The 25,000-nt window shown below is 44.9% G+C and carries 21 protein-coding genes and 16 tRNA genes; 32 read left to right on the top strand and 5 right to left on the bottom strand.

Annotated elements, in window-relative coordinates:
• Positions 1-27: 27 nt before the first annotated feature.
• Positions 28-729: a GIY-YIG nuclease family protein gene (locus tag AABA11_RS09360; RefSeq protein WP_338267274.1), complete on the bottom strand. Its 702-nt coding sequence runs from the start codon at positions 727-729 to the stop codon at positions 28-30.
• Positions 730-823: 94 nt separating this feature from the next.
• Positions 824-1,450: an O-methyltransferase gene (locus AABA11_RS09355; RefSeq protein ID WP_338267273.1), complete on the bottom strand. Its 627-nt coding sequence runs from the start codon at positions 1,448-1,450 to the stop codon at positions 824-826.
• Between the two features lie 238 nt (positions 1,451-1,688).
• Here AABA11_RS09355 and thrS point away from each other — a divergent pair, with 238 nt between their 5' ends.
• The 23 genes from thrS to AABA11_RS09240 all read left to right on the top strand — a co-directional run bounded on the left by thrS (position 1,689) and on the right by AABA11_RS09240 (position 10,835).
• The gene (gene thrS / locus AABA11_RS09350) at positions 1,689-3,626 is read left to right on the top strand and encodes a threonine--tRNA ligase (RefSeq protein WP_338267272.1); all 1,938 of its coding nucleotides are present in this window, start codon (positions 1,689-1,691) and stop codon (positions 3,624-3,626) included.
• Positions 3,627-3,634: 8 nt separating this feature from the next.
• Positions 3,635-4,168, top strand: a complete 534-nt coding sequence (gene infC, locus AABA11_RS09345; RefSeq protein ID WP_265728016.1) for a translation initiation factor IF-3 — start codon at positions 3,635-3,637, stop codon at positions 4,166-4,168.
• A 96-nt stretch (positions 4,169-4,264) separates the two neighbouring features.
• Entirely contained in the window at positions 4,265-4,459 is a 195-nt protein-coding gene (rpmI, locus tag AABA11_RS09340; protein ID WP_012070284.1) for a 50S ribosomal protein L35, read from the top strand.
• A gap of 47 nt (positions 4,460-4,506) precedes the next feature.
• Entirely contained in the window at positions 4,507-4,863 is a 357-nt protein-coding gene (rplT, locus tag AABA11_RS09335; RefSeq protein ID WP_112139413.1) for a 50S ribosomal protein L20, read from the top strand.
• A 129-nt stretch (positions 4,864-4,992) separates the two neighbouring features.
• Positions 4,993-5,988 (top strand): phenylalanine--tRNA ligase subunit alpha, encoded by a 996-nt coding sequence (pheS, locus tag AABA11_RS09330; protein ID WP_265728017.1) that lies wholly within the window; start codon positions 4,993-4,995, stop codon positions 5,986-5,988.
• A 22-nt stretch (positions 5,989-6,010) separates the two neighbouring features.
• Positions 6,011-8,395, top strand: coding sequence for a phenylalanine--tRNA ligase subunit beta (gene pheT / locus AABA11_RS09325; RefSeq protein WP_338267263.1), 2,385 nt, complete (start codon positions 6,011-6,013; stop codon positions 8,393-8,395).
• Between the two features lie 4 nt (positions 8,396-8,399).
• Positions 8,400-8,696, top strand: coding sequence for an integration host factor subunit alpha (locus AABA11_RS09320; protein ID WP_012070280.1), 297 nt, complete (start codon positions 8,400-8,402; stop codon positions 8,694-8,696).
• A 301-nt stretch (positions 8,697-8,997) separates the two neighbouring features.
• Positions 8,998-9,074: transfer RNA gene (locus tag AABA11_RS09315), tRNA-Pro, on the top strand.
• Positions 9,075-9,087: 13 nt separating this feature from the next.
• A tRNA-Thr gene (locus AABA11_RS09310) sits at positions 9,088-9,163 on the top strand.
• Positions 9,164-9,233: 70 nt separating this feature from the next.
• Positions 9,234-9,309 (top strand) — tRNA-Thr (locus tag AABA11_RS09305).
• Between the two features lie 39 nt (positions 9,310-9,348).
• Positions 9,349-9,424, top strand: a tRNA-Thr gene (locus AABA11_RS09300).
• A 44-nt stretch (positions 9,425-9,468) separates the two neighbouring features.
• A tRNA-Thr gene (locus AABA11_RS09295) sits at positions 9,469-9,544 on the top strand.
• A 35-nt stretch (positions 9,545-9,579) separates the two neighbouring features.
• A tRNA-Val gene (locus AABA11_RS09290) sits at positions 9,580-9,655 on the top strand.
• A gap of 54 nt (positions 9,656-9,709) precedes the next feature.
• Positions 9,710-9,786: transfer RNA gene (locus tag AABA11_RS09285), tRNA-Asp, on the top strand.
• A 29-nt stretch (positions 9,787-9,815) separates the two neighbouring features.
• A tRNA-Val gene (locus tag AABA11_RS09280) sits at positions 9,816-9,891 on the top strand.
• A 54-nt stretch (positions 9,892-9,945) separates the two neighbouring features.
• Positions 9,946-10,022: transfer RNA gene (locus tag AABA11_RS09275), tRNA-Asp, on the top strand.
• 29 nt (positions 10,023-10,051) lie between these two features.
• A tRNA-Val gene (locus tag AABA11_RS09270) sits at positions 10,052-10,127 on the top strand.
• Between the two features lie 54 nt (positions 10,128-10,181).
• Positions 10,182-10,258 (top strand) — tRNA-Asp (locus AABA11_RS09265).
• 29 nt (positions 10,259-10,287) lie between these two features.
• Positions 10,288-10,363, top strand: a tRNA-Val gene (locus tag AABA11_RS09260).
• Between the two features lie 54 nt (positions 10,364-10,417).
• Positions 10,418-10,494, top strand: a tRNA-Asp gene (locus AABA11_RS09255).
• A gap of 29 nt (positions 10,495-10,523) precedes the next feature.
• Positions 10,524-10,599, top strand: a tRNA-Val gene (locus AABA11_RS09250).
• Positions 10,600-10,653: 54 nt separating this feature from the next.
• A tRNA-Asp gene (locus AABA11_RS09245) sits at positions 10,654-10,730 on the top strand.
• A gap of 29 nt (positions 10,731-10,759) precedes the next feature.
• Positions 10,760-10,835, top strand: a tRNA-Val gene (locus AABA11_RS09240).
• A 639-nt stretch (positions 10,836-11,474) separates the two neighbouring features.
• Here AABA11_RS09240 and AABA11_RS09235 read toward each other — a convergent pair.
• Positions 11,475-12,458: an aldose epimerase family protein gene (locus AABA11_RS09235; protein ID WP_338267259.1), complete on the bottom strand. Its 984-nt coding sequence runs from the start codon at positions 12,456-12,458 to the stop codon at positions 11,475-11,477.
• Between the two features lie 324 nt (positions 12,459-12,782).
• Between AABA11_RS09235 and xylF the strand changes: the two genes are divergently transcribed.
• The 5 genes from xylF (at position 12,783) to AABA11_RS09210 (ending at position 19,371) form a co-directional block, all read left to right on the top strand.
• Positions 12,783-13,784, top strand: a complete 1,002-nt coding sequence (gene xylF, locus AABA11_RS09230) for a D-xylose ABC transporter substrate-binding protein (RefSeq protein ID WP_114413200.1) — start codon at positions 12,783-12,785, stop codon at positions 13,782-13,784.
• A 58-nt stretch (positions 13,785-13,842) separates the two neighbouring features.
• On the top strand, positions 13,843-15,372 hold the full coding sequence (locus AABA11_RS09225) for a xylose ABC transporter ATP-binding protein (protein WP_338267256.1): 1,530 nt from the start codon (positions 13,843-13,845) through the stop codon (positions 15,370-15,372).
• Positions 15,365-16,495 carry a sugar ABC transporter permease gene (locus AABA11_RS09220; protein WP_338267252.1) on the top strand — a complete coding sequence of 377 codons (1,131 nt, stop codon included), beginning with the start codon at positions 15,365-15,367 and terminating at the stop codon, positions 16,493-16,495. Before AABA11_RS09225 ends, AABA11_RS09220 begins: the two co-directional genes overlap by 8 nt.
• Before the next feature lie 40 nt (positions 16,496-16,535).
• On the top strand, positions 16,536-17,984 hold the full coding sequence (gene xylB, locus AABA11_RS09215; RefSeq protein WP_338267249.1) for a xylulokinase: 1,449 nt from the start codon (positions 16,536-16,538) through the stop codon (positions 17,982-17,984).
• 205 nt (positions 17,985-18,189) lie between these two features.
• Positions 18,190-19,371: a XylR family transcriptional regulator gene (locus AABA11_RS09210; RefSeq protein WP_338267247.1), complete on the top strand. Its 1,182-nt coding sequence runs from the start codon at positions 18,190-18,192 to the stop codon at positions 19,369-19,371.
• A 99-nt stretch (positions 19,372-19,470) separates the two neighbouring features.
• Here AABA11_RS09210 and xylA read toward each other — a convergent pair whose 3' ends face one another.
• Positions 19,471-20,790: a xylose isomerase gene (xylA, locus tag AABA11_RS09205; protein WP_265728025.1), complete on the bottom strand. Its 1,320-nt coding sequence runs from the start codon at positions 20,788-20,790 to the stop codon at positions 19,471-19,473.
• 369 nt (positions 20,791-21,159) lie between these two features.
• Positions 21,160-21,732, bottom strand: coding sequence for a helix-turn-helix domain-containing protein (locus AABA11_RS09200; protein WP_338267243.1), 573 nt, complete (start codon positions 21,730-21,732; stop codon positions 21,160-21,162).
• 98 nt (positions 21,733-21,830) lie between these two features.
• Between AABA11_RS09200 and AABA11_RS09195 the strand changes: the two genes are divergently transcribed.
• From AABA11_RS09195 to AABA11_RS09185, 4 genes are all read left to right on the top strand, one after another.
• A complete protein-coding gene (locus AABA11_RS09195) occupies positions 21,831-22,769 on the top strand; it encodes a DMT family transporter (RefSeq protein ID WP_338267240.1) in 939 nt (312 codons plus the stop codon).
• A gap of 300 nt (positions 22,770-23,069) precedes the next feature.
• On the top strand, positions 23,070-23,276 hold the full coding sequence (locus AABA11_RS16685) for a TRAP transporter large permease subunit (protein WP_420915693.1): 207 nt from the start codon (positions 23,070-23,072) through the stop codon (positions 23,274-23,276).
• Positions 23,221-23,433: a hypothetical protein gene (locus AABA11_RS09190; protein WP_338267238.1), complete on the top strand. Its 213-nt coding sequence runs from the start codon at positions 23,221-23,223 to the stop codon at positions 23,431-23,433. The genes AABA11_RS16685 and AABA11_RS09190 overlap by 56 nt, the downstream gene beginning before the upstream one ends.
• 213 nt (positions 23,434-23,646) lie before the next feature.
• Complete coding sequence (locus tag AABA11_RS09185; RefSeq protein WP_338267236.1) at positions 23,647-24,987, top strand: OmpP1/FadL family transporter; 1,341 nt, start codon at positions 23,647-23,649, stop codon at positions 24,985-24,987.
• Positions 24,988-25,000: the final 13 nt, after the last annotated feature.

The following is a 25,000-nucleotide window of genomic DNA, read 5'->3' as shown; positions in this document are numbered from 1 at the left end:
GAGCTTTTTTGTGTCTAGTTTCTTGGGTTAGCCTTTGCGGCGACGAAATGCAGAGGTGGCAGATTTGGATGTCACATCAATTTTTGCCATGATGAGGGCCATCTCTTCTGCTTCTGCTTGTTGTTGTGATTTTAGTTTTTCTTCACGCTCTTTTTTCGACATTTTTTCAGCTTCACTTAGCATTTTTTGGATGCTTGCTTTGCTTTTGGTGCGAGCTGGAGCGGTTTTCTTTTCGACAACAGGGGGGGGGAGTGGTGCGTCCACTCTGTCTTCGCCAATGAGTTCGCCAAAAAAAGATTTTGCTGTTGGGCTAGGTTCAATTGTTTTTTTAGGTAATTCAACGGTTTTTTTTGTGGCTGCTTTTCGTGTTTTCTTTGGTTGCTCTGCCGTCGATACGCCATTGGCGTCAAACAGTGCTTTTTTGCCAAAGCTTAAATTGGCCGACTTTTCCGCCGTTTGGGCGATTTTGTAGCCGCGCAAACTTTCGCCGTTATAAATAGAGATATAGTCGGTTTCTAGTTCGTACAGTTCTTGTTTGTCGGTTGTTTCGAAAAGCTCTTCAACAGTAAAAGCCTCAATGCCATTTTCTCTAATGTCATTGTATAGGGGGAAATCAAGGCCTTCATTTGTGGCTTCTACGTATTGTTCGAATCGTTGAAAGCCGCTGTTGAAAGAAGTGCCAATATAATGCTTTCCAGAAATGTTGTTTGTGATTTTAAAAACGACCAAAATCGCTGCCTCTTACGTAATATCTTTTTAATAGCACATAGCCCCCGTTCGCCTGAGTAGAATCAAAGGCGAATGGGGACTATAAGAAATAGGGTTAGTGTTTTACGACGATGTTAAGACCGTCACGAACATTTAAATGAACGTTCTCAACTCGTAGGTCTTTCGCAATTAAGCGGTTGACTTGGTTGACAGCGATATCGCTGTTTTCTATTGGGTCTAGCACTCTTCCTTGCCATAGAGAGTTATCGATAATGATAAGCCCGCCTGATCTAACCAGCGGTAGGACCGCTTCGTAGTAGTTTAGGTAATTGCGTTTATCTGCATCAATAAAGACAAAGTCAAACTGACCTTCAAGTGACTTGATTGTGTCGAGTGCGGGGCCGAAGATGGCTTTGATTTTACTGCCGTACTCGCTACGATCAAAATAAGATTGAGCAAACTCTATTGCTCGGGGATTGGTTTCACAGCAAATTAGTTCGCCATCACTCGGCATGCCTTCTGCAATAGAAAGGGCTGAATAACCAGTAAACATGCCAATTTCTAGGGCGCGTTTAGGTTGGGCGATTTTTGCCAAAAGCTTCAGAGTTCGACCAATGGTTTTTCCTGATAACTTGTTCGGGTAGCCCATATCTGAATAGGTTTTTTCAACCAATTCGATAAGTAGCTCGGGTTCTGATTGAGTGGTCTCAATGCAGTAGTCGTCAAGATCGTTGAAATCCATAGTGCCTTTTAATTACTGAAGTCTGTGTGAAACGGACGCCAATTTTACTCTGCGTGAAGAGAATGTCTATGGCTTAAAGGCAGAAAAAAGGCTTGATTTTTGCGGATGTCCATTACTAGCAGAAAAAACACCTATTTAAATTAGATTCGCATGAATAATCGAAAAATGATAATTTATGCCCTGAAATTTACATGTGCTCTTTGGTATGGAGCACCACTGACTCCGATAGGGGAATAAAATGCCTGTAATTACTTTGCCTGATGGCAGCCAACGTTCTTTCTCAAACGCCGTGTCGGTAATGCAAGTTGCCGAGGATATTGGTCCTGGTTTGGCTAAAGCGACCATTGCGGGTCGTGTAGATGGTCAGCTTGTCGATGCATGCGAACTTATTTCTGACGACGCGAAATTGAGCATCATCACGGGGAAAGACCCTGAAGGTGTGGAAATTATTCGACACTCGTTTGCTCACCTTGTTGGTCATGCGGTCAAGCAGCTGTATCCGACTGCTGAGATGGCAATCGGCCCTGTGATTGATGAAGGTTTCTATTACGATATCGCGTATGAACGTCCTTTTACGCCTGATGATTTAGTGGCCATTGAAAAACGCATCGCTGAATTGGTTAAGAAAGATTACGATGTTGTTAAGAAAATGACACCGATAGCGGAAGCGCGCCAACAATTCGTTGATCGTGGAGAAACATACAAAGTTGCTTTGATTGATGATATGAATGAGTCAACAACTGAGGTTGGCCTATACCATCATGAAGAATACATGGATATGTGTCGCGGACCACATGTGCCTAATACACGTGTTTTACGTCATTTCAAATTGATGAAGTTGGCTGGTGCTTACTGGCGAGGCGATTCCAATAACGAGATGTTACAGCGTATCTATGGGACAGCTTGGAATGATAAAAAAGAGCTTAAAAACTACCTGACACGTATCGAAGAGGCAGAAAAACGCGATCATCGTAAGTTAGGTAAAAAATTGGATCTGTTTCATGTTCAAGAAGAAGCACCAGGAATGGTCTTCTGGCACCCTAAAGGGTGGCGTTTATATCAAACGGTTGAGCAATACATGCGCCAGAAACAGCTTGATAACAACTATCAAGAAGTTAAGACTCCTCAGATAGTTGACAGGGTGTTGTGGGAAAAATCAGGGCATTGGGGTAAGTATCACGAGAATATGTTTACCACACATTCTGAAAACCGTGATTACGCAGTAAAACCAATGAACTGTCCTTGTCATATTCAGGTATATAATCAAGGTCTTAAAAGTTACCGTGATTTACCGTTCCGTATGGCTGAATTTGGTTCTTGTCATCGTAACGAGCCGTCAGGTGCGTTGCACGGTATTATGCGTGTGCGTAATTTTGTGCAAGATGACGGACACATCTTTGTAACAGAAGGGCAAATTCAGCAAGAAGTGTTTGAATTTATTGATCTGTTGCACGAGGTTTATGCGGATTTCGGCTTTGATAATATCGTTTATCGTTTGTCGACTCGCCCTGAGCAACGAGTTGGTTCCGATGAGGTTTGGGATAAGGCTGAGAAAGCATTATCTGAAGCATTGGATTCAGCAGGGTTGGATTGGGAAGAATTGCCAGGCGAAGGCGCGTTTTACGGGCCTAAGATTGAGTTCTCACTAAAAGACGCCATCGGGCGCGTTTGGCAGTGTGGTACTATTCAGGTCGATTTTTCGATGCCGACTCGTTTGGGAGCGCAATATGTCTCTGAAGATGGCTCTCGCCAAACTCCAGTTATGTTGCATCGTGCTATTGTTGGGTCTCTTGAGCGTTTTATTGGTATTTTGATCGAAGAGACAGAAGGGGCATTTCCAGTCTGGCTTGCACCTGAACAAGTTGTTATCATGAACATTACAGATCGCCAAGCAGATTATTGTGCTGATTTGGCAAAAAGATTGAATTCAAATGGCTTTAGAGCAAAACTTGACTTGAGAAACGAGAAGATCGGGTTTAAAATTCGCGAGCATACTCTTCAACGCGTACCATATATGATTGTAGTTGGTGATAAAGAGGTTGAACAGCAACAAGTTGCCGTTCGTACTCGTACTGGCGAAGATCTTGGTGTGATGAGTATATCCGATTTCGAGAATTTGCTTCAAAAAGAAGTTGCTCGCCGTAGCCGTAAACAAGAAGTGGAGATAGTACTATAAAAGGTAATATGAATCGTGGACGTACTGCTAGTAAGCAGCGCCCTCTAATCAACGAGAACATTCGAGCAACCGAAGTGCGTTTGATCGCAGCTGATGGTGAACAAGTTGGTGTTGTCTCTCTTGAAGAGGCACTAAAAGCAGCTCAAGAAGCGGCTTTAGATCTAGTGCAAATTGCTGATTCAGATCCGATTGTTTGTAAGATCATGGACTACGGTAAGCATATTTTTGAAGCAAAGAAAGCAAAAGCTGCTCAAAAGAAAAATGCGAAGCAAATTCAAGTTAAAGAAATGAAATTCCGTCCAGGGACGGAGGAAGGGGATTATCAGGTAAAACTCCGCAACCTGATACGTTTCCTTGAAGGCGGGGATAAGGCCAAAGTATCGCTACGATACCGCGGTCGTGAAATGGCCCATCAGGAGCTTGGTATGCAACTTATGAATCGAGTCGCTCAAGACTTAGAGGAATATGGTGCAGTAGAGCAAGCTGCGAAAATGGAAGGTCGTCAATTGACTATGGTGCTAGGCCCCAAAAAGAAGAAGTAGTTTTAAATAGACGCACGTAATGATTGCAATGCTTTTGTTACGTGATGTGTATTAAAAAATTACACTAACATTAACGAATGCGAGAGTGGTTTTATCATGTCCAAAATTAAGTCACACAGTGGCGCAGCTAAGCGCTTCAAACGTACCGCGAATGGTTTTAAGCATAAGCAGTCTCATACTAGTCACATTTTGACTAAGAAATCGACTAAGCGTAAGCGTCATCTTCGTTCTATGAACCAGATTGCGCAAAGCGACAAAGCGTTAATTGTACGCATGTTGCCATACATCTAAGTCTAGATTTTTTTAGTTCATTAATTTATTAGTATAAGGTTTATATTATGCCTCGCGTAAAACGTGGTGTTCAGGCTCGTCGCCGTCACAAAAAGATTTTAAAGCAAGCTAAAGGTTACTACGGTGCACGTAGTCGTGTATTTCGTGTAGCGAAACAAGCTGTTATCAAAGCTGGTCAGTATCAGTACCGTGACCGTCGTCAGCGTAAGCGTCAATTCCGCGCACTGTGGATTGCTCGTATCAACGCTGCTGCACGTATCAATGGTCTATCTTACAGCCGTTTCATTGCAGGTTTGAAACAAGCTGCAATTGAAATTGACCGTAAGGTTTTGGCTGACCTAGCTGTGTACGAGAAAGAAGTTTTTGCTGCTATCGTTGAAAAAGCGAAAGCAAGCTTGGCTTAATTTCTGACGTAGCCTTAGGGTGATTCGATCTTGATGGATTTAGTCTTAATAGAACGAATTGCTCAATGCAGTCTTTGATAGGGGAAGAGCCATTGGTTCTTCCCCTATTTTATTTTTTGGAGTGTGTAAATGGAGAACCTAAAGCAGATTCTTGCTGATGCGCTGAGCGCAGTGGCTGCGTCTGAGAGTGAGTCCGCACTGGATGATGTACGTGTGCATTATTTGGGTAAAAAGGGCGCTCTGACTGCTTTGTTGAAACAGCTTGGTAATGTTTCTGCAGAGGAACGACCGAAATTCGGTCAAATGGTCAACGAAGCAAAAGACCAAGTTCAGGAGAAAATCACTGAACGCAAAGCTTCTCTTGTTAAAGCCGCGCTTGACGCGAAGCTGGCAACTGAAACCATTGATATTTCTCTATCTGGTAAAGGTCAAGAAGTGGGTGGTTTGCATCCTGTGACTCGTACTATGGAGCGTATCGAGACTTTTTTCCGTGGTATTGGTTTTGATGTGGCCTCAGGGCCAGAAATCGAAGACGATTATCACAACTTTGAAGCTCTAAACATTCCTGCGCATCACCCAGCGCGAGCAATGCAAGACACATTCTACTTTAATCCATCAACAGTACTAAGAACGCATACATCTCCTGTTCAGGTGCGTACGATGGAAACCTCTCAGCCGCCCATTCGAATTATTTGTCCTGGCCGTGTTTATCGTTGTGATTCGGATCAGACGCATACGCCAATGTTTCATCAGGTTGAAGGTTTGTTGATTGACGAAAATATTTCTTTTGCAGACCTAAAAGGAATTTTGCAGCAATTTTTGAACGTCTTTTTTGAAGATGATTTGAAGGTACGTTTCCGTCCTAGTTATTTTCCATTTACTGAGCCATCCATTGAAGTGGATATCATGCGAACGAACAGTAAAGGTGAAGAGTCTTGGTTGGAAGTGTTGGGCTGTGGCATGGTTCACCCAAAAGTGCTTGAGATGTCAGGAATTGATTCTGAGAAATACACGGGGTTTGCTTTTGGTATGGGCGTAGAGCGTTTTGCCATGTTGCGCTATAAAGTAGATGATTTGCGTATGTTCTTTGAAAACGATTTACGCTTCCTTAAGCAGTTCAAGTAACCAGTCAATCCAGGATGTTTTTATGAAAGTTAGTGAGAATTGGCTAAGAGAGTGGGTCAATCCAGACATCAGTAGCGATGATTTGGTTGCTCAGATAACCTTAGCTGGCCTTGAAGTCGATGAGGTTTTGCCGGTTGCTTCTGAATTTTCAGGAGTTGTGGTAGGTGAGATTGTTAGTGCTGAGCCACATCCGAATGCTGATAAACTGCAAGTTTGTCAGGTGTCTGATGGTGCTGAGATCTTTCAGGTTGTTTGTGGTGCGCCGAATGCGCGTCCAGGCATTAAAATTCCATTTGCTAAAATTGGCGCTGTTCTAGGTGCGGATTTTAAAATCAAAAAAGCGAAACTTCGCCAAGTAGAATCTTTTGGGATGTTGTGTTCGGCTTCTGAATTAGGCTTGAGCGATGATCATGATGGCATTATGGAATTGCCCAATATTGCCAAAGCGGGTGAAGACTTCCGTGCTTTTTTGAATCTTGATGATCAGATTATAGATGTCGACCTAACACCTAACCGCAGTGATTGTTTAAGCATTGCGGGTTTAGCCCGCGAAGTGGGAGTGTTGAATAAGGCAGATGTAACACCTGTTAGTGTTGCTCCTGCTAATATTGCTATAGATGACGCCTTTCCAGTAAGAGTGGACGCGGCTGATGCATGTCCTCGTTATTTGGGCCGTGTTGTGCGTGGTGTTGATGTTAAAGCTCAGACTCCGCTGTGGATGGTTGAGAAGCTTCGTCGCAGTGGGATTCGTTCAATTGATCCAATTGTAGATATCACTAATTATGTGATGCTGGAGCTTGGTCAGCCGATGCATGCCTTTGACTTGGCGAATTTGTCTGGTTCAATTGTTGTGCGAATGGCCAATAAAGGTGAGAAAATTGTCCTGCTTGATGGCCAAGAAGTATCGCTGCGTGATGATACGTTATTGATAGCGGATGAGAAGACGCCATTGGCCATCGCTGGTGTAATGGGTGGTGAAGGTTCTGGCGTTAGCGAAGAGACAAAAGATATATTTCTTGAAAGTGCTTTCTTTACGCCATTATCTTTGGCTGGTAAGGCGCGTTCTTATGGTTTGCATACCGACTCCTCTCATCGTTTTGAGCGTGGCGTAGATGCTACTTTGCAAGAGCGGGCAATTGAGCGAGCAACGGCACTGGTTGTTGAGATTGCCGGCGGCCAAGTTGGTCCGATTACGCATACGGTTAATGAGTCTACTTTGCCATCTGCGTCATTGGTAACCTTGCGTCGCAAAAAACTTGATCAGTATTTGGCTGTGTCTATCGATAAAGATTTAGTGACAGATATTTTGACGCGTCTTGGTCTTGAGATGATAGAGGTAACTGACGAAGCTTGGACGACGAAAGCGCCGTCCCATCGTTTTGATATTGCGATAGAAGCGGATTTGATTGAAGAGGTTGCGCGTATCTATGGTTACGATAACCTTCCATCTTCTATGCCTCAGGCGGCCGTGAATTTTACGCCTTTGTCTGAGACAAAAACGCAGATTCAAGTGTTGCGTTCTATCTTGGTTTCTCAAGGTTATCAAGAGGCTGTAACTTATAGCTTTATTGATCCGGTATTAAGTAAGCAGTTTCTACCTCACATTGACCCAGTGCCATTGTCTAACCCAATTTCAGCAGACATGGGTGTTATGCGTCCAAGTTTGGTGCCAGGATTGGTCAAAGCGTATCTTTATAACCAAAATCGTCAGCAGTCACGCGTTCGCTTGTTTGAGACAGGTCGTCGATTTATTGGTTCTGTTGATGCGTTGGCCGATTTGGATCAACAGCAGCAAGTGGCAGGCTTAATTGCTGGCACTCGTCATGCTGAAGCTTGGTACCACGGTAGTGAGAAGGTCGATTTTTATGATCTTAAAGCGCATGTCGAGGCTATGTTTGCGCTCAATGATGGTGGTAAGCCAACTTACGAGCGTTCAACTTGCGAGTTTTTACACCCTGGTCGTTCCGCTGATATCTTTTTAGATGGCCAGTTTGTGGGGTTGATGGGGGAGCTGCATCCGCAGTTGTCTAAAACATTGGGTGCGAATCAGCCTATTTATGTTTTTGATATTGCTTTGAATGCCGTGTTAAAAGCCACTTTGCCTGAATATAAAGCGGTGTCTCGCTTTCCTGAGGTGCGTCGTGACCTTGCGTTGCTAGTGGATCGTTCTGTGCCGGTAAGTGAGCTAGAGAAGGTGATCTCAACAACGGCAGGCGAGGGGTTCAAAAAAGTGTTGGTTTTTGACGTTTATCAAGGGCAAGGTATTGATGAGACGAAAAAAAGTGTCGCATTAGGCTTGACGTGGCAGCATCCTTCACACACTCTTAGTGATGAAGAAGTGAACAACTCTGTTGAGAAAACTATCGCAGCTTTGTCTGTAAGACTTGGGGCTGTTGTAAGGGGGTAGATTTATGGGATCGTTGACGAAGGCGGACCTTGCTGAAAACTTAGTAGATTCGATTGGTCTGAGTAAAAAAGATGCAAAAGACCTTGTTGAAGGTTTTTTTGATGTCGTACGCAGTTCGCTAATAGAAAGGCAGCAAGTGAAGTTATCGGGCTTTGGTAATTTTGAAGTGCGTGAGAAGAGTCAGCGCCCCGGTCGAAACCCAAAAACAGGGGAAGAGATTCCAATCACGGCTCGAACCGTTGTTACTTTTCGACCTGGACAGAAGCTTAAGTCGAAAGTAGAAGATTATATGCAAGAATGATGTGATCTTTTTGTTCATTAAAAGCCACCCTGCAGGGTGGCTTTTTAATTTTGGCGCTTTACCTGTTGATGCTTCTTATGAAAGTGGCTTGCAGGTTCTATTGTCTTGTTTTGGTAGTGATATTGATGTTATCGCTGGATTAGAATGATATTTAGATCAATGTTTAAGCGGTTTTGGTTATAAATTATAGATCTACGATTAATTCGAAAAAAAGTTTATAAAAGTCTTCCCTTTTCAATTCGTTATAGTAATATACGCACCCGCTGACAGCGACAAGGTTTAACTTTTTAGCTGTTGGTTTCGGGGCGTAGCGCAGCCTGGTAGCGCACTAGCATGGGGTGCTAGTGGTCGCAGGTTCAAATCCTGCCGTCCCGACCAAAATTTGAGAAATGCCGCTATAGCTCAGTTGGTAGAGCATCTGACTTGTAATCAGAGGGTCCCGAGTTCGACTCTTGGTGGCGGCACCAGTTTTGGTCAAAGTTTCTTTTCATCAGAAGTGTTGAAGAGAAATAAAAAAAGATTTTGGCTTTTATTAAAGCCGCTATAGCTCAGTTGGTAGAGCATCTGACTTGTAATCAGAGGGTCCCGAGTTCGACTCTTGGTGGCGGCACCACTTCTTAGGAAGTGTTAAAAGTAAACTGCGTCATGTAATGCCGCTATAGCTCAGTTGGTAGAGCATCTGACTTGTAATCAGAGGGTCCCGAGTTCGACTCTTGGTGGCGGCACCATTTACTTGCTTTGAGCATGTAAATTAAAAAGATTTTAGCGTTAAGCCGCTATAGCTCAGTTGGTAGAGCATCTGACTTGTAATCAGAGGGTCCCGAGTTCGACTCTTGGTGGCGGCACCACTTATAAATAGAGTGGTAATGATGTTAAAAGAAAGGGGTGTGTAGCTCAGTTGGGAGAGCGTCGCCCTTACAAGGCGAATGTCGGGAGTTCGAACCTCTCCACACCCACCACTAACTAGACAGTGGGCTTTTACTCAGGTAGAAGCAAAAGTACTAGACCATGTTGGAGTGGTAGTTCAGTTGGTTAGAATACCTGCCTGTCACGCAGGGGGTCGCGGGTTCGAGTCCCGTCCATTCCGCCATCTTTCGATAAGATGTAAAACTACGATTTGGGTGTGTAGCTCAGTTGGGAGAGCGTCGCCCTTACAAGGCGAATGTCGGGAGTTCGAACCTCTCCACACCCACCACTAACTAGACAGTGGGCTTTTACTCAGGTAGAAGCAAAAGTACTAGACCATGTTGGAGTGGTAGTTCAGTTGGTTAGAATACCTGCCTGTCACGCAGGGGGTCGCGGGTTCGAGTCCCGTCCATTCCGCCATCTTTCGATAAGATGTAAAACTACGATTTGGGTGTGTAGCTCAGTTGGGAGAGCGTCGCCCTTACAAGGCGAATGTCGGGAGTTCGAACCTCTCCACACCCACCACTAACTAGACAGTGGGCTTTTACTCAGGTAGAAGCAAAAGTACTAGACCATGTTGGAGTGGTAGTTCAGTTGGTTAGAATACCTGCCTGTCACGCAGGGGGTCGCGGGTTCGAGTCCCGTCCATTCCGCCATCTTTCGATAAGATGTAAAACTACGATTTGGGTGTGTAGCTCAGTTGGGAGAGCGTCGCCCTTACAAGGCGAATGTCGGGAGTTCGAACCTCTCCACACCCACCACTAACTAGACAGTGGGCTTTTACTCAGGTAGAAGCAAAAGTACTAGACCATGTTGGAGTGGTAGTTCAGTTGGTTAGAATACCTGCCTGTCACGCAGGGGGTCGCGGGTTCGAGTCCCGTCCATTCCGCCATCTTTCGATAAGATGTAAAACTACGATTTGGGTGTGTAGCTCAGTTGGGAGAGCGTCGCCCTTACAAGGCGAATGTCGGGAGTTCGAACCTCTCCACACCCACCACTAACTAGACAGTGGGCTTTTACTCAGGTAGAAGCAAAAGTACTAGACCATGTTGGAGTGGTAGTTCAGTTGGTTAGAATACCTGCCTGTCACGCAGGGGGTCGCGGGTTCGAGTCCCGTCCATTCCGCCATCTTTCGATAAGATGTAAAACTACGATTTGGGTGTGTAGCTCAGTTGGGAGAGCGTCGCCCTTACAAGGCGAATGTCGGGAGTTCGAACCTCTCCACACCCACCATCGTTTAGATTTTTCTAAAGTCTCCTATCTCATTGTTTTAACAGCATTTCTTGCTATATAGACACTTATTTAATTTGCGACCATTTTTTGATCACAATTTCACAATTTCACAATTTCACAATTTCACAATTTCACAATTTCACAATTTCACAATTTCACAATTTCACTAGTTCCGTTTGTGACTTTGGTGTGACCGATTTGTGACTCTATTGATCAATATGGCCTCATGTTAGCTCGATTTTTCTGTTTGCATCTTGCTGATTTTGAAATTTATCCAGAACAGCCCCACTTATAATATTTCTTCTCGTTCATACACCTTGTTGTACCTTATTGTATTTTTATTCTATTAAGTGATATGACGCTTTATAGTGTTAAAAGTCATCGCCTCTAATAGAGACGTGATAATTACGTTTATACGTCTTGTGGCTTCTTCTAGTACCGTTTATGGATGATATTTACCAAGTGATGTATTGTTGCTTTTTTAAAAGTAAAATTTGGTCATTGAGATGAACTCTGTTATAGGATACATCAATATACTTGAGCTGTTACCTATTGAACCGAAGCCAAGTATCTCAACAATTGAGATATGGTGCACAGCGACTAGCTAACTAGTGGCGATTCAATCTTTGAATTTAAGTGTTAACCGAATACATACCGCGTAATTTGTCGGTAAGTATCTTCAGGTGCAAGTGAGATAGGAGGGAAGTGAGATTGATTAGTGGCGTCTGGCCAATGTTGAGCTTCAAGAGCAAGGCCAGCGTAAGCTGTTAATGGCCCTTGGTTTATATTTGATTGCGCGTCGAGTTGAATATGACGGCCATCGTAAACTTGTATACCCGGTTCAGTTGTTTGGTAGTTGAGCGTTAGCCCAGTAATTGGGCCTTTGAGTGTCGCAACTGTTTGCACTGGGCGGTTACTATTAAGAGAAAGACAGAAGTTCGTGTCTAGTCCTGGGTAGTCTTCACGGCCTATGGTGCGAAGCTGATGGAAATCGAAAGCGCTGCCAGCGGTTGGGGTGACTTCTCCTGTTGGAATTAGCTCGTTATTGACTGGCAAATAATGATTGGCTTTGATGCTTAGTTGATGATCTAAAATAGAACCTTTGCCATCAAGGTTAACATAGCTGTGACCAGCAAAATTGCAAATAGTTAGCTTGTCGGTGGTGGCGGTAATTTCCATTTCTAAAGTGCTATCGAGTAGACGATAAAACACATCGACAGTCATATTTCCTGGATAACCCATTTCACCGTCAGCAAGTTTAGTTTGCAGCTGCACCATGTCGTCGATTTGCTCAATAACAGACCAATTCTTACTACCAGTACCAGTTGGCCCTCCATGCAAATGGTGAGATTCAGGTAAGGTGGGTGGTAATTGATAAGTTTTACCGTCAATTATCGCATGGCCTTTATTAGTCCTGTTTGCCACTCGCCCAACGATTGCACCGAAGTATTTTGCGCCTTGAATATAATCGCTAAGCTTTGGTGAGCCTAAAACTAAAGAATGTTCGTAGCCATTTAGATATATAGATTGAATGCTTGCACCTAGTGTCAGAATGGACACTTTAAGCTGTGCGTTTTTTAGCGTGATAGATTGAACTTGGTTTAAGTCTGGAGCTAGGTTCACGGAAGTGTCCTTTCAAAAATAATGATAGACATGTTTTTTGTTAGTCAACTAAAGATACTACAAACATGTCAATAAATTTTGTTTTGGCTACCCCTGTTTATCAATATTATTTCAAGAATGTCGTTGGGGAATCTATCTCATATTCCTAAGAGATGAGCAACAATAGATGCCTGATAATGAAAAAAATATCCATAATGTTTTTTTTATAAAAAACGCTACACGCAAACAAAAAAAGGTAATACCGCTTCTTGAGTCATCATTTTACATTCTACTGACTCCATACAGGAGCTCGTTCACTTAATAAAAATAACAAGGAATGACAAGATGAAAAAAATCGTATCTATGAGTTTACTTGCCACCCTTTGCGCAGCGACCTCACTACCTGTTTTGGCCGCTGGTGAAAAGATCGGTTTGTTAATGTCTGACTTGCGTTTAGAACGCTGGCAGAAAGACCGAGATATATTCACTTCCGCAGCAGAAGCCATGGGCGCAAAAGTCTATACTCAATCTGCAAATGGTGACGTCACTACTCAAATCTCCCAAATCGAAAACATGATCTCGCGTGGCGTAGATGTGTTGGTTATCGTGCCTGAAAACGGCGAAGTGCTAGGTAATGTGTTGGCGGAAGCGAAAGCGGAAGGTATCAAAGTCTTGGCGTATGACCGATTGATCAAATTTGCTGACATCGACCTGTATGTGTCTTTTGACAACATCCGAGTGGGTGAGATGCAAGCCGAAGCTTTGCTTAAGCGTAAGCCAAGAGGAAACTACTTCTTAATGGGTGGGTCTCCAACTGACAACAACGCGAAAATGTTCCGTCAAGGGCAAATGAACGTGATTCAACCAGCTATTGATGCGAAACAAATTCAGATTGTTGGCGATCAATGGGCAATGGGTTGGTCTGCTGAAGCGGCATTGAACATTATGGAAAATGGTCTAACCGCCAACGCCAATAAAATCGATGCGGTTGTGGCGTCCAACGATTCCACCGCGGGCGGTGCGATTCAAGCATTAGCAGCTCAAGGTTTGAGTGGAAAAGTGGTTATCTCTGGTCAAGACGCGGATCTCGCTGCCATGCGCCGTATTGTCGCTGGTACTCAAACCATGACGGTGTACAAACCGATTTCTAAACTGGCAACAGCCAGTGCTGAAATGGCGGTTAAACTGGCTCGTGGGGAAAAAATCCAGGTTACAGGCCACGTTAATAACGGCAAGAAAGATGTAGATGCTTTATTGTTAACGCCAATCGCTGTCACTAAAGATAACCTAGATTCCACCGTTATTGCTGACGGTTACCACACGCGTAACGCTGTTTACAATCCTTAGTTCATTCCTATTAATGGCACTCGAAAGAGTGCCATTTGCTTTTCATAAAGGTGTAAATATGAAGCAACCATTATTGGACATGCGTGGGATTATAAAAAGTTTCTCCGGTGTCCGTGCATTAAATGGCGTGAGTATCCAGCTTGATCCTGGTGAAGCCTTGTCTATCTGTGGCGAGAATGGTTCTGGCAAATCCACATTGATGAAGGTACTCAGCGGCGTTTGGCCTTTTGGTTCTTATGAAGGCGAAATCTATTTTGAAGGGAATCTCGTCAAGGCATCCAGCATTCGAGATACCGAAGCGCTAGGGATTGTCATTATCCATCAGGAATTGGCACTCGTTAAAGAATTGACCGTCTTAGAAAATATCTTTCTTGGCAACGAACTTGGCTCGTTTGCACGACTCAATGACGAAGAAATGCATCGTCGTACTTCGGAACTTTTGGCACGGGTCAAACTGGATGTATTGCCCGATACGCCTATCAGAGATCTTGGTGTGGGTCAGCAGCAATTGGTCGAGATTGCCAAAGCGTTAAACAAAAACGTGAAGTTATTGATTCTGGATGAACCAACGTCTTCTCTGACCACCACAGAAATCGAGATCCTATTGAACATTGTGAGCGAGCTGAAACAACAGGGCATCGCTTGCATTTATATTTCTCATAAATTGGAAGAAGTGCTGGCCTTATCCAATTGGGTCACAGTGATTCGTGATGGCGACCATATCGACACGCGATCCGCTGAGAATCTGACGCAAAATGACATTATCAGCATGATGGTCGGACGCGAATTAGACGAGCTTTTCCCACGGGAAGAGCACGATATTGGCGACGTCATACTGAAAGTGAATCACGCGACGGCGAAACAAGCCGGTGCCTCGCGTGCTCAAGTAGAAGACGTAAGTTTTGAATTACGGCAAGGTGAAATTCTTGGCATCGCAGGGTTGATCGGTTCTGGTCGAACAGAGCTGATGCAATGTTTGTATGGTTCTTACGATGGTAACTACGAAGCAGAGATTGAGTTGCATGGCGAGTCGTTAGCAATTCGTTCTCAGCGCACAGCGTTAGAAGCCGGTATTGCCATGGTGCCAGAAGACCGAAAGCGTCACGGCATCGTTCCTATTATGAGCGTTGGACGAAACATCACCCTTTCGGTTTTAAGTCAATATTCGTCATGGTTTGGTGCGATCAATGAAGATCAAGAAAGCCAAGACATCGATAATTATATTGCGCAACTGAAAGTAAAAACGGCGTCGTCTGAACTGTCTATTAAAAATTTGAGTGGTGGTAATCAGCAAAAAGCCATCATCGCCAAATGTTTATTAACGCATCCCAAAATTTTGATACTAGACGAGCCGACTCGTGGCATTGATGTGGGCGCCAAATACGAAATTTATAAACTGATGTTTACGCTCGTCAAACAAGGTATGTCGATCATCATGGTGTCGTCTGAATTGTCCGAAGTCATAGGGATCAGTGACCGAGTATTGGTGATGCACGAAGGACGACTAAAAGGTCAATTTGACCACCAAGGTTTGACTCAAGAAATGATAATGAATTGCGCGATCAAAGAGGATACAGCGAATGTTTAAAACAATAAAAACCAGTCAATTACAACTGTTTGCTATGTTGGCGGCCATGTTGTTGATCGTCGTCTTCTTTTCATTTGCGACGGACGGTGCCTTTGTGTCACCGCGAAATATTTCTAACTTAATACGTCAAACGGCCATTGTGGGTGTGTTGGCAATTGGTATGGTGTTCGTGATTATCAGCGCCGAAATCGATTTGTCTGTTGGTTCCATGATGGGGTTATTGGGTGGCATTGCGGCGATTTTGGATGTTTGGTTTCACTTTCCCATTTTATTCACAATCTTAATCACCGTGGTGTCTGGCTTAGTCTTGGGCTTGTTTAACGGCTGGTGGGTTGCGTATCAAAAAGTGCCGTCGTTTATTGTGACCTTGGCTGGAATGTTAGCGTTCCGTGGCATCTTGGTGGGGTTAACAGATGGTGCGACCGTCGCTCCAACGTCCAGTTCACTTGCCATTGTTGGGCAAAGTTACATACCTTCCGGTTGGGGCATTAGTGTCGTGGCGTTATTGTGCCTTGGTCTGGTCGCGCGTGTTTATACTCGTCGTCAAGCAAGACAAAAGCACGGTGTGGAAAATCAATCGGCGAAATTTGAATACGCCAAAGCCACGATTGCGGTGTCTGTGTTGATGGGCTTGTTGTTCATCTTGGAAAGCTATCGTGGTATTCCAACGCCAATTTTAATCATGGGCGGGCTAATTCTTATCGCCACTTACGTGGCAAAACGCACCTCATTTGGTCGTCGAGTGTACGCGATTGGTGGCAACATCGAGGCGACTCGCATGTCTGGCGTCAACGTTGAGCGTACCAAAATGTTGGTGTTTGGTTTTAACGGCATGATGGTGGCGGTCGCCGCTTTGATTCTAACCTCTCGTCTTGGCGCGGGTTCGCCAGCAGCTGGTAACATGGCTGAGTTGGATGCAATCGCCGCTTGTGTGATCGGCGGAACCAGTTTGGCTGGCGGTGTCGGTGCGGTATTCGGTGCCATTATGGGCGCACTGATCATGGCGAGTTTGGACAATGGTATGAGTATGTTGGACGTGCCGACGTTTTGGCAATTGATCGTCAAAGGCATGATTTTATTGCTCGCGGTTTGGTTGGACGTTAAGACCAAAAAAGCGCAGTAAGACGGTCTTTCATCATAGCGAATTTATGGATAGGTAATGTATGTATATCGGTATAGATCTCGGCACCTCAGGCGTAAAAGTCATTCTTATGGCGAAAGAGGGACATGTCGTAGCGAGCTGTTCGTCACCTCTTTCGGTGTCGCGTCCTTTTGATCTCTGGTCTGAGCAAAACCCAGAAGACTGGTGGCAAGCAACGGATTTGGCCATGTTACAACTGGCTGCAGAAAATAACCTCCAAGAGGTGAAAGCCATTGGCTTATCAGGGCAAATGCATGGCGCGACCTTGCTAGGAAAGCTGGGCGAGGTGTTGCGTCCGGCGATTCTTTGGAACGACGGCCGTTCCTATGAAGAATGTTTGTTGCTGCAAAGGCGTTGTCCAGAAGTGCAATCCATCACGGGGAACTTGGTCATGCCAGGTTTTACCGCTCCGAAATTATTGTGGGTGAAACAACACGAGCCAGATGTTTTTGCGCAAATTGATAAAGTGTTGCTGCCAAAAGATTATCTGCGATTTCGAATGACCGGCGATTTTGCGACGGATGTCTCGGATGCCTCAGGCACGCTTTGGTTGAACATGGAACAACGAGCTTGGAGCGACACCATGTTGCAAGCAACAGGTCTAAATGAACAACAAATGCCAAAGGTGTATGAAGGGTCAGAAATCACGGGCACGATCAACGAGGCCTTAGCGAAACGTTGGTCTATGTCGGCTGTGTCTGTGGCGGCGGGCGGTGGTGATAACGCTGCAGGCGCGGTTGGCATGGGGATTATCAAACCGGAAGAAACCATGTTGTCGCTTGGTACGTCTGGCGTGATTTTCTCGGTAAGCGATGGTTTTACAGCGAATCCTGCGGTTGCGTTGCACAGTTTTGGCCATGCGATTACAAATACATGGCACACCATGTCGGTGATGTTAAGTGCGGCGAGCTGCATTGATTGGGTTACTAAATTGACGCAATTTAACAGTGTGGAAGCCGCGTTATTGTCCGCCGAAAACCGTGTTGATCATGCGAGTAACGTGACGTTTTTACCTTATTTAAGCGGAGAACGAACCCCTCATAATGATGCCAATGCAAAGGGGGTTTTTTGGGGGATGACCCATGAAACTACGCCAGCGGATCTGGTTCATGCGGTGTTAGAAGGCGTGACCTTTGCCTTGCTCGATGGCTTAGACGCCGTGCGCTCGGCTCAGAATATTCATGACAGTATTGATGTGATTGGCGGTGGTGCAAAAAGTACCTATTGGTTGCAATTGCTGGCGGATGTATTTGCTGTTCCGATGGATTACCGCGAAGGCGGAGAGGTTGGCCCTGCATTAGGTGCCGCACGGTTGGCCGCGTTGGGTCATCAAGGTCAGCAGGCGTTGAACGAAATTTGTGTGAAGCCTACCTTGATCAAACGGTATCAGCCAAACCTAGAGAACTCGGCGCGTTATGCGAAAAAACGAGAGCGTTTTCATGATTTATACCAAAGACTAAAAGGTCTTTAATCACGAAAAGCGGTACCGCCTTGTACCGCTTTTTCACTGTTTTACCACGGTGTTTTTTTCCTCCCCCTTTCCCTTCCCGATGGTCTGTGTATTCAAAATTACGATTTTTATTAATTTGTTTCTGATTTTTGCTATTCCCTAGGACGGCTGAACCTTCTGAGGTTATGATTCTGATTGTAAAAATAAAAATTAGAGATGCCTTTGTATGTTTGAAAAACGCTACCGCCTTAACCTTGTGTTCAATGCCAATAAAGTCTACGACCGACAAGTCATTGAAGGTATTGGCGAATATCTGCAAGCCGCTCAATGTGATTGGGATGTGTACTTTGAAGATGACTTTCGCCATCGTTTGGATGGTTTAAACCATTGGAAGGGCGACGGCATTATTGCCGACTTTGATAACCCTGAAGTAGAAGCACTGTTAAGAAATACCGACATTCCGACCGTCGCCGTTGGTGGTTCTTATCATCATAAAAGTGACTATCCCCGTTTGCCTTACGTTGCCACAGACAACGCGGCGTTAGTGAAATGCGCGTATGAGCATTTAAAGCGCAAAGGTCTGCCGCAGTTCGCGTTTTATGGTGTGCCAAGCACAGACTACAGTCGTTGGGCGAGCGAGCGCGAACACGCATTTATCGAGCAAGTGGGTTCTGATGGTTTTGAACCCCATGTTCACCAAGGCTTGTTTACCACTGCAGAGCTTTGGGAAACAGCGCAACACGATCTAGAAACGTGGCTGCAAGGGCTACCTAAGCCGATTGGCATTGTCGCGGTGACGGATTCCCGAGCGCGTCACTTACTGCAAGCCTGTGACCATTTGAACATTATGGTGCCGGAACAGGTTGCCATTGTCGGGATCGACAATGAAAACATGGCGCGCTATTTAAATCGCACCGCGCTGTCTTCTGTCGAACAGGGCTGCAAGCAAATGGGCTATGAAGCCGCGAAGATGCTGCATCGCATGTTGCTGGGTTACCCTGTGGAAGACTCGTTGGTGGTGGTCGATCCGATTGGTGTAGAAGAAAGGCAGTCGTCTGACTATCGAGCGTTGCGTGATCCTTATGTGATTCAAGCCATGCATTTTATACGTCATAACGCCTGTCGAGGTGTGAAAGTCGCGCAAGTGGTGGATTACATAGGCATTTCCAGAACCAACCTAGAAACTCGCTTTATCGACGAAATCGGCTGCTCCATGCATGAGCAATTGCACATGACCAAGTTTTATCGAGCGTGCGAATTGATCACCTCGACCAATCTCCCATTTGACGAAATCGCCCGCACTTGTGGTTACCCTTCCGTACAATACATGTACACGGTATCGCGGAAAAACTTAGGCATGACGCCAGGGGAATACAGAGTGTCGTCGCGGCTTGGTAAAGACGCTTAATGCGTTTGAAAAATAAATGAGACGATAAGATCAAACATAAAAAAACACAGGTCAGTGTCACTGGCCTGTGTTTTTTATTTTGTACTGACTGTTTAGGTGTTATTTATAGATAAAACCGTTCACTATATTTTCTAGCATCTCTTGACGACCAGAAACAGGTTGAGGGTCAATATTGTTTTTCTCTGCATATTCAGCAAGATCTTGCAGTGTATGCTTACCAGCCAAAATATCCGCACCCAAAGAGTCGTTCCATTTCGCATAACGCTGATCAACAAACTTCGCCAGTTTTTCATCTTCGATCATTTTCACCGCCCGTTCTAATGACAACGCCAAAGTGTCCATGGCGCCAATGTGACCGTGGAATAAATCTTCCAAATCCATCGATTGACGACGTAGCTTGGTGTCGAACATGTAGCCGCCGTTTTGGAAACCGCCGTTTTTCAGAATCTCATAGGTAACTAAAGTATATTCTTCAACACTGGTTGGAAATTGGTCTGTGTCCCAACCGAGTTGCGCGTCACCTTGGTTGGCGTCGACAGAACCGAGAAGACCCAAAGAGCATGCCGTGGCGATTTCATGATGGAAACTGTGACCCGCTAATGTGGCGTGGTTGGCTTCGATGTTGACCTTGATCTCTTTTTCAAGACCAAACTCTTTTAAGAAACCGTACACCGTCGCGGTATCGTAATCGTACTGATGTTTGGTTGGCTCAGCCGGTTTTGGTTCGATCAATAAGGTGCCTTTGAAGCCGATTTTGTATTTATGTTCAACCACCATTTGCATAAAGCGACCAAGTTGGGCGCGTTCACGTTTCAAATCGGTATTTAGTAAGGTTTCATAACCTTCACGACCGCCCCATAGAACATAGTTTTGACCGCCTAATGCTTTGGTTGCATTCATCGCATGAAACACCTGAGTCGCCGCGTAGGCAAAAATTTCAGGGTTAGGATTGGAAGCGGCGCCAGACATGTATCTTGGGTTGGAAAAGGCATTTGCCGTTCCCCATAAAAGCTTCACGCCAGTAGCTTCTTGCTTAGCTTGAAGGACATCAACCATTTCTGCGAAGTTGTTAATGTATTCTTTTAACGAACGGCCTTCTGGGCTGACATCAATGTCGTGAAAGCTGTAATAAGAAATGCCCAATTTTGTGAAGAACTCAAACGCCGCATCGGCTTTTAGCTTCGCTGCATCCATTTCGGATGCCGCTTTGTACCAAGGTCGATCAAAGGTATTTGCCCCAAAGACATCGCTTCCTTGCCAACAGAAATTGTGCCAATAACAGGCCGCCATTCTCAAATGCTCTGCCATGGTTTTGCCCATTAGCACCTTATTCGCATCGTAATGTTTGAAAGCAAAAGGGTTAGTTGAATTTGCGCCTTCGTACGTTATTTGCGGCACGTTCTTAAAAAACTCACTCATATCAGATCTCCTGATTGTTGTTATTTTTGTTCCTATGAATGATTGGTTTTTTGAGCGATTGCTTCAATTACGAAATTTCTTGAGGGCGTTATTGAATTTGTTGGCTGTCTGGCTAGGCCTCGGGCAGAGGATGAGGAACTAGTGGCGATTAATGTCTATTTACCCAACCAAAGTTTCAATTGTTAAGTGTTTCTGAGCAAAACGTAAATTATATAATTGAGCGATTCGATTGGTTAACTCGTTTTTAATACAATATAAGATGCTGAGATTGGTTGGCGTAGTCCATTCCATCTCACTAGTGGCCATGCCTAAAGCAAAAGTAGGGGTTGAATCGGAGCGATACACTATGACCAACGAGTACAGTACTGACTAGCGAACGACTATCGCATTACGGATAAAGCGAGCAGGGGACGTTTGTTGATTAACATAGCGATAGCATTGGTCACTCGGGTAGCTGATGGATTGACCCGCCTGAAGAACATGGGTTTGATCGCTAAGCTCTAGATGCAAAACACCTTCGATGATGTAAAGCATTTCATAGAAGCCTTGTGGGTCTGGCTCTGCTTGGTAAAAGTCGCCTGCTGCGAGTTTCCAAGACCATAATTCCACTTCATTTTGTGAGATGACTGAGCAACCCAAATAGGCTTCGCTGCCAGCTTTCGCACCTTTCCAAGTCAAAATCTGTTCTGGCTGAGTCGTGTTGTCGATAGCAGGACGAACAATTTCAGAGAACGTCACGCCAAGCACTACTGCCAGTTGGTTTAATTTTGCGAGGCTGATGTTGGCTTGACCATTTTCAATAGAAGCCACCATTCTGCGGCTGACCTCGGATTGGTCGGCCAGTTGTTGTTGGGTCAAATGGCGCTCGCTGCGAAGGCGCTTTACATTTTCAGCCACGAACTCCAATACAGCGGGGGCTTCGGTAGGGTGTGAGTTGGACAAAGCAAACTCCATAAATTGCGTGTGCAGTATATTGCACAATCCGTTAATGAGTGTTAATTTGTGCACTATATTACACAAATCAATAAGAGTTAACAGCTATGTTTCAAAACACAGTATTGCCATTGTTGGCACGTTGGATAGGCCCTAAAACCGCTTTGCTTATGGTGACAGTGGTCTGGGGTGGGACATTTGTGGTGGTGAAATTTGGCCTGACTTTGAGCTCTCCCATGTTTTTTGTGGCGTGCCGGTTTCTCGTAGCCGCTTTGGCGATTGGGCTGTTGTCCTATCAGTCGTTAAAACGTACGACAAAAGCTGATCTGATTGCTGCAATAGCCATTGGGCTCTCTATCACAGCGGGGTATGGCTCTCAAACCGTGGGGATGCAATACATAACAAGTAGCGAATCCGCTTTTATTACGGCTCTGTATGTTCCTTTGGTGCCATTTATCTTGTTTCTGGTGTTCAAAAAAGTCCCCCATTACATGACGTGTATCGGTGCGTTGGTGGCCTTTATGGGATTAGTGATGTTATCCGGCGGTGGTTCAAGCTCTCAATCTATGAACTTTGGTCACATTATTACGGCGCTGAGCACCATCGCACTAGCGATTGAGATTATTTTAATTAGTCACTTTGCACCCAGCGTGAACCTTAAAAACGTCACGATTCTACAATTGTTCTTTGCTGCTGTGTTTGCCTTTATCAGCATGCCAATCGTCGGGGAAAGAGAACTTCCGGAGTTCTCGTGGGCGTTAGTGGGCATTATTGGTGGATTAAGTTTGGCCAGCGCTTGTATTCAGCTCACCATGAACTGGGCACAACGCAGTGTGGATTCCTCTACCGCTGCCATTATTTATGCGGGTGAGCCTGTTTGGGCCGGTATCATCGGCCGCATAGCGGGAGAACGCTTACCTGCGATGGCATTACTAGGGGGCGTCTTGGTAGTGATTGGACTGCTGCTTAGCGAGCTTCGACCAAAGCGTAAAAAAGCCTTGATCGAAGCACCAGCAGAGCAAGTCAAAGACGCATTAAAAAAATAGTACGCTGGCGCTAGTCACCACACAGAGCAGTGTGCCTGAAAGATAGGGCGCACGGGTCGCGATCAGATTACAAGCACTGTCGCAGCAGTTGGAAATGGAATAAGCTCTCCTGTCAGGCCGAAAATAGGGACCTGCAGGTTAGTTGCAAGTTTATGTTCAACGCGCTGTTTGATTTCCTCTGTCTCATGTTCATGTAAGTGATGATGGTAATGTGCATGACTGCGCAGAGTCCGCAAAATCATCCAACTTCCCATGATCAAAACAATGCTTCCTAAAAGTATTGGATTCTTTCATTAAGTAATGAAACAGCGAATCAAAAGAAGAGGGAGCTTGCCAAGGTTTAATAAGTTGATGTCATCATCTTTGATGAAAACTGGTTTTTGGTCAGTTAACTCTATTATTTTGTTAGTGTTACCGTTATTTGTTATGACGCGGTACCTAATGCGGGCAGGTGGCATGGCCTCCCGCTTGGTGTATTTTGTTGAGTCGTTGGTCGGGTGGGGATGAGTCAGGTTATGAAACCGGCTTTGTTTTTTATGTTTTTTGCGGCTTTACCAGTGATGTTGGTAACAACCTATTGGTCGCCTTTAGCGCTGTATTTGCCAAGGTTATTTGGCTACATATAGTAGGGCAGTCATTAAATGGCGTTTTGATGGGTGAGTAAACCGGTGGTTTGCGTTGCCATCATTTTAGGATGAACATCTCGTTGTGGAGGTGTTCATCCTTTTTTATTTTGATGCAATGATTTACAAATATGGTATTGCGTAAGACATACTTACTGGTAATATCAGGTTATGTGCTTCTATACTTGAGGCGTATAATTGATATAACGTATAAAAAAACATAAGTCCCAATAAAAATAACAATGGAGCCTATTATGACCACACCTTCAAAATCCTTATTTAAAGTAAGCCTTGTCACGGTTTCCGTGGCGGCGGCGTCTTCTGCGTTCTCCGCAGGATTTGCTTTAAATGACCACAGTGCGACCGCGTCTGGTAAAGCGTTAGCGGGCGTAGCCGCATCAAACGAAGACATCTCAGCGAGTTTTTGGAACCCTGCTTTATTTGTGAATGCGAAAGAAACGACCGTCTATGTATCGGGTGCTTATGTTATGCCGAGTATGGATGTGACGGTTAATTCTGCTAGTGATGCGACACCTACTGTTCCTGCTTTTGGTCTGACAGGTCCAGTCGATATCACCAGCGATGGGGCAACGCAAGATTCTGTTGATGATACTTTAGTGCCGTCATTGTATTTTGCTAAACCACTTTCCGATAAAACGGTGGCTGGTATTGCTTTAAATGTCCCTTTTGGCTTATCTGGTGACTATGGTCAAGAGTGGGCGGGTCGTTTCCATGCGACAGAGACAGGTATTCAAGATATCGCTTTGAGTTTTGCTTTGGCTCATCGAGTATCTGATAAGTTGTCAGCTGGTGCCAGTGTTCAGTTACACAGTGCTGAGGTAGTGTTGGAATCAGCTGTTGGTCGATCAGGAAGCGAGGGTATTGGCCGTATTGAAGCTGATGCTACAGGGTTTGGTTTCAGTCTTGGTGTAATGTTTGAACCCGTTAAAGGGACTCGTCTTGGTGCGGGTTACCGTAGTGAAGTGGAGTTTGATTTCGAAGGCGATGTCAAATACACCGATGTTGCGGGTGTTAACGGTGGTCTTAGTGCCTTAGGTGCAGGTTACCAATTGGTTAATGCAGATGTAACTGACTCTATCACCTTTCCATCGGTGTTAACTTTGAGTGTTGAGCATGATTTAAGTAACAAAGTGACTCTAGGTCTTACTGCAATAAGAACGGGCTGGGGGTCAATGGATGGCATTAATATTGACTTTGATAGCGATCAGCCAAACTCTAAACTTACTTTCGGCTTTGAAGATCAGTGGATGTATTCTGCGGGCTTAACCTACGCTTATTCAGACAAGCTAACATTACGCACGGGTGTGGCAATGGACAATTCCCCTGTTACGGATGAATACCGCTCTGCGCGAACGCCTGATGGCGATCGTAAGTGGATATCTATTGGTGGGACTTATGACTTTAATGACATGACATCAGCGACATTCGCGTTTACTCATGTGATGATTGATGACGTATCGGTAGATCGTGATTTCACTGCATCGGGCGAAGAGGATGCTGGGCGCGGTACTTTGGATGCTGATTACAAATCGTCTGCAAATGTAATCTCAGTCGCTATGAACATGGCGTTCTAATCTAGCCCTTTTA

The sequence above is a fragment of the Marinomonas pontica genome (genome assembly GCF_036322735.1).
Lineage (GTDB): Bacteria > Pseudomonadota > Gammaproteobacteria > Pseudomonadales > Marinomonadaceae > Marinomonas > Marinomonas pontica.
The sequence above is the reverse complement of the archived record's forward strand: the minus strand, read 5'-3'. Positions and strand labels throughout refer to the sequence as shown.

Coding starts and splice junctions, on each gene's coding strand:
- AABA11_RS09355 (WP_338267273.1), bottom strand. CDS start 1,450: ATGGATTTCAACGATCTTGACGACTACTGCATTGAGACCACTCAATCA.
- thrS (WP_338267272.1), top strand. CDS start 1,689: ATGCCTGTAATTACTTTGCCTGATGGCAGCCAACGTTCTTTCTCAAAC.
- infC (WP_265728016.1), top strand. CDS start 3,635: ATGAATCGTGGACGTACTGCTAGTAAGCAGCGCCCTCTAATCAACGAG.
- rpmI (WP_012070284.1), top strand. CDS start 4,265: ATGTCCAAAATTAAGTCACACAGTGGCGCAGCTAAGCGCTTCAAACGT.
- rplT (WP_112139413.1), top strand. CDS start 4,507: ATGCCTCGCGTAAAACGTGGTGTTCAGGCTCGTCGCCGTCACAAAAAG.
- pheS (WP_265728017.1), top strand. CDS start 4,993: ATGGAGAACCTAAAGCAGATTCTTGCTGATGCGCTGAGCGCAGTGGCT.
- pheT (WP_338267263.1), top strand. CDS start 6,011: ATGAAAGTTAGTGAGAATTGGCTAAGAGAGTGGGTCAATCCAGACATC.
- AABA11_RS09320 (WP_012070280.1), top strand. CDS start 8,400: ATGGGATCGTTGACGAAGGCGGACCTTGCTGAAAACTTAGTAGATTCG.
- xylF (WP_114413200.1), top strand. CDS start 12,783: ATGAAAAAAATCGTATCTATGAGTTTACTTGCCACCCTTTGCGCAGCG.
- AABA11_RS09225 (WP_338267256.1), top strand. CDS start 13,843: ATGAAGCAACCATTATTGGACATGCGTGGGATTATAAAAAGTTTCTCC.
- AABA11_RS09220 (WP_338267252.1), top strand. CDS start 15,365: ATGTTTAAAACAATAAAAACCAGTCAATTACAACTGTTTGCTATGTTG.
- xylB (WP_338267249.1), top strand. CDS start 16,536: ATGTATATCGGTATAGATCTCGGCACCTCAGGCGTAAAAGTCATTCTT.
- AABA11_RS09210 (WP_338267247.1), top strand. CDS start 18,190: ATGTTTGAAAAACGCTACCGCCTTAACCTTGTGTTCAATGCCAATAAA.
- xylA (WP_265728025.1), bottom strand. CDS start 20,790: ATGAGTGAGTTTTTTAAGAACGTGCCGCAAATAACGTACGAAGGCGCA.
- AABA11_RS09195 (WP_338267240.1), top strand. CDS start 21,831: ATGTTTCAAAACACAGTATTGCCATTGTTGGCACGTTGGATAGGCCCT.
- AABA11_RS16685 (WP_420915693.1), top strand. CDS start 23,070: ATGAAACAGCGAATCAAAAGAAGAGGGAGCTTGCCAAGGTTTAATAAG.
- AABA11_RS09185 (WP_338267236.1), top strand. CDS start 23,647: ATGACCACACCTTCAAAATCCTTATTTAAAGTAAGCCTTGTCACGGTT.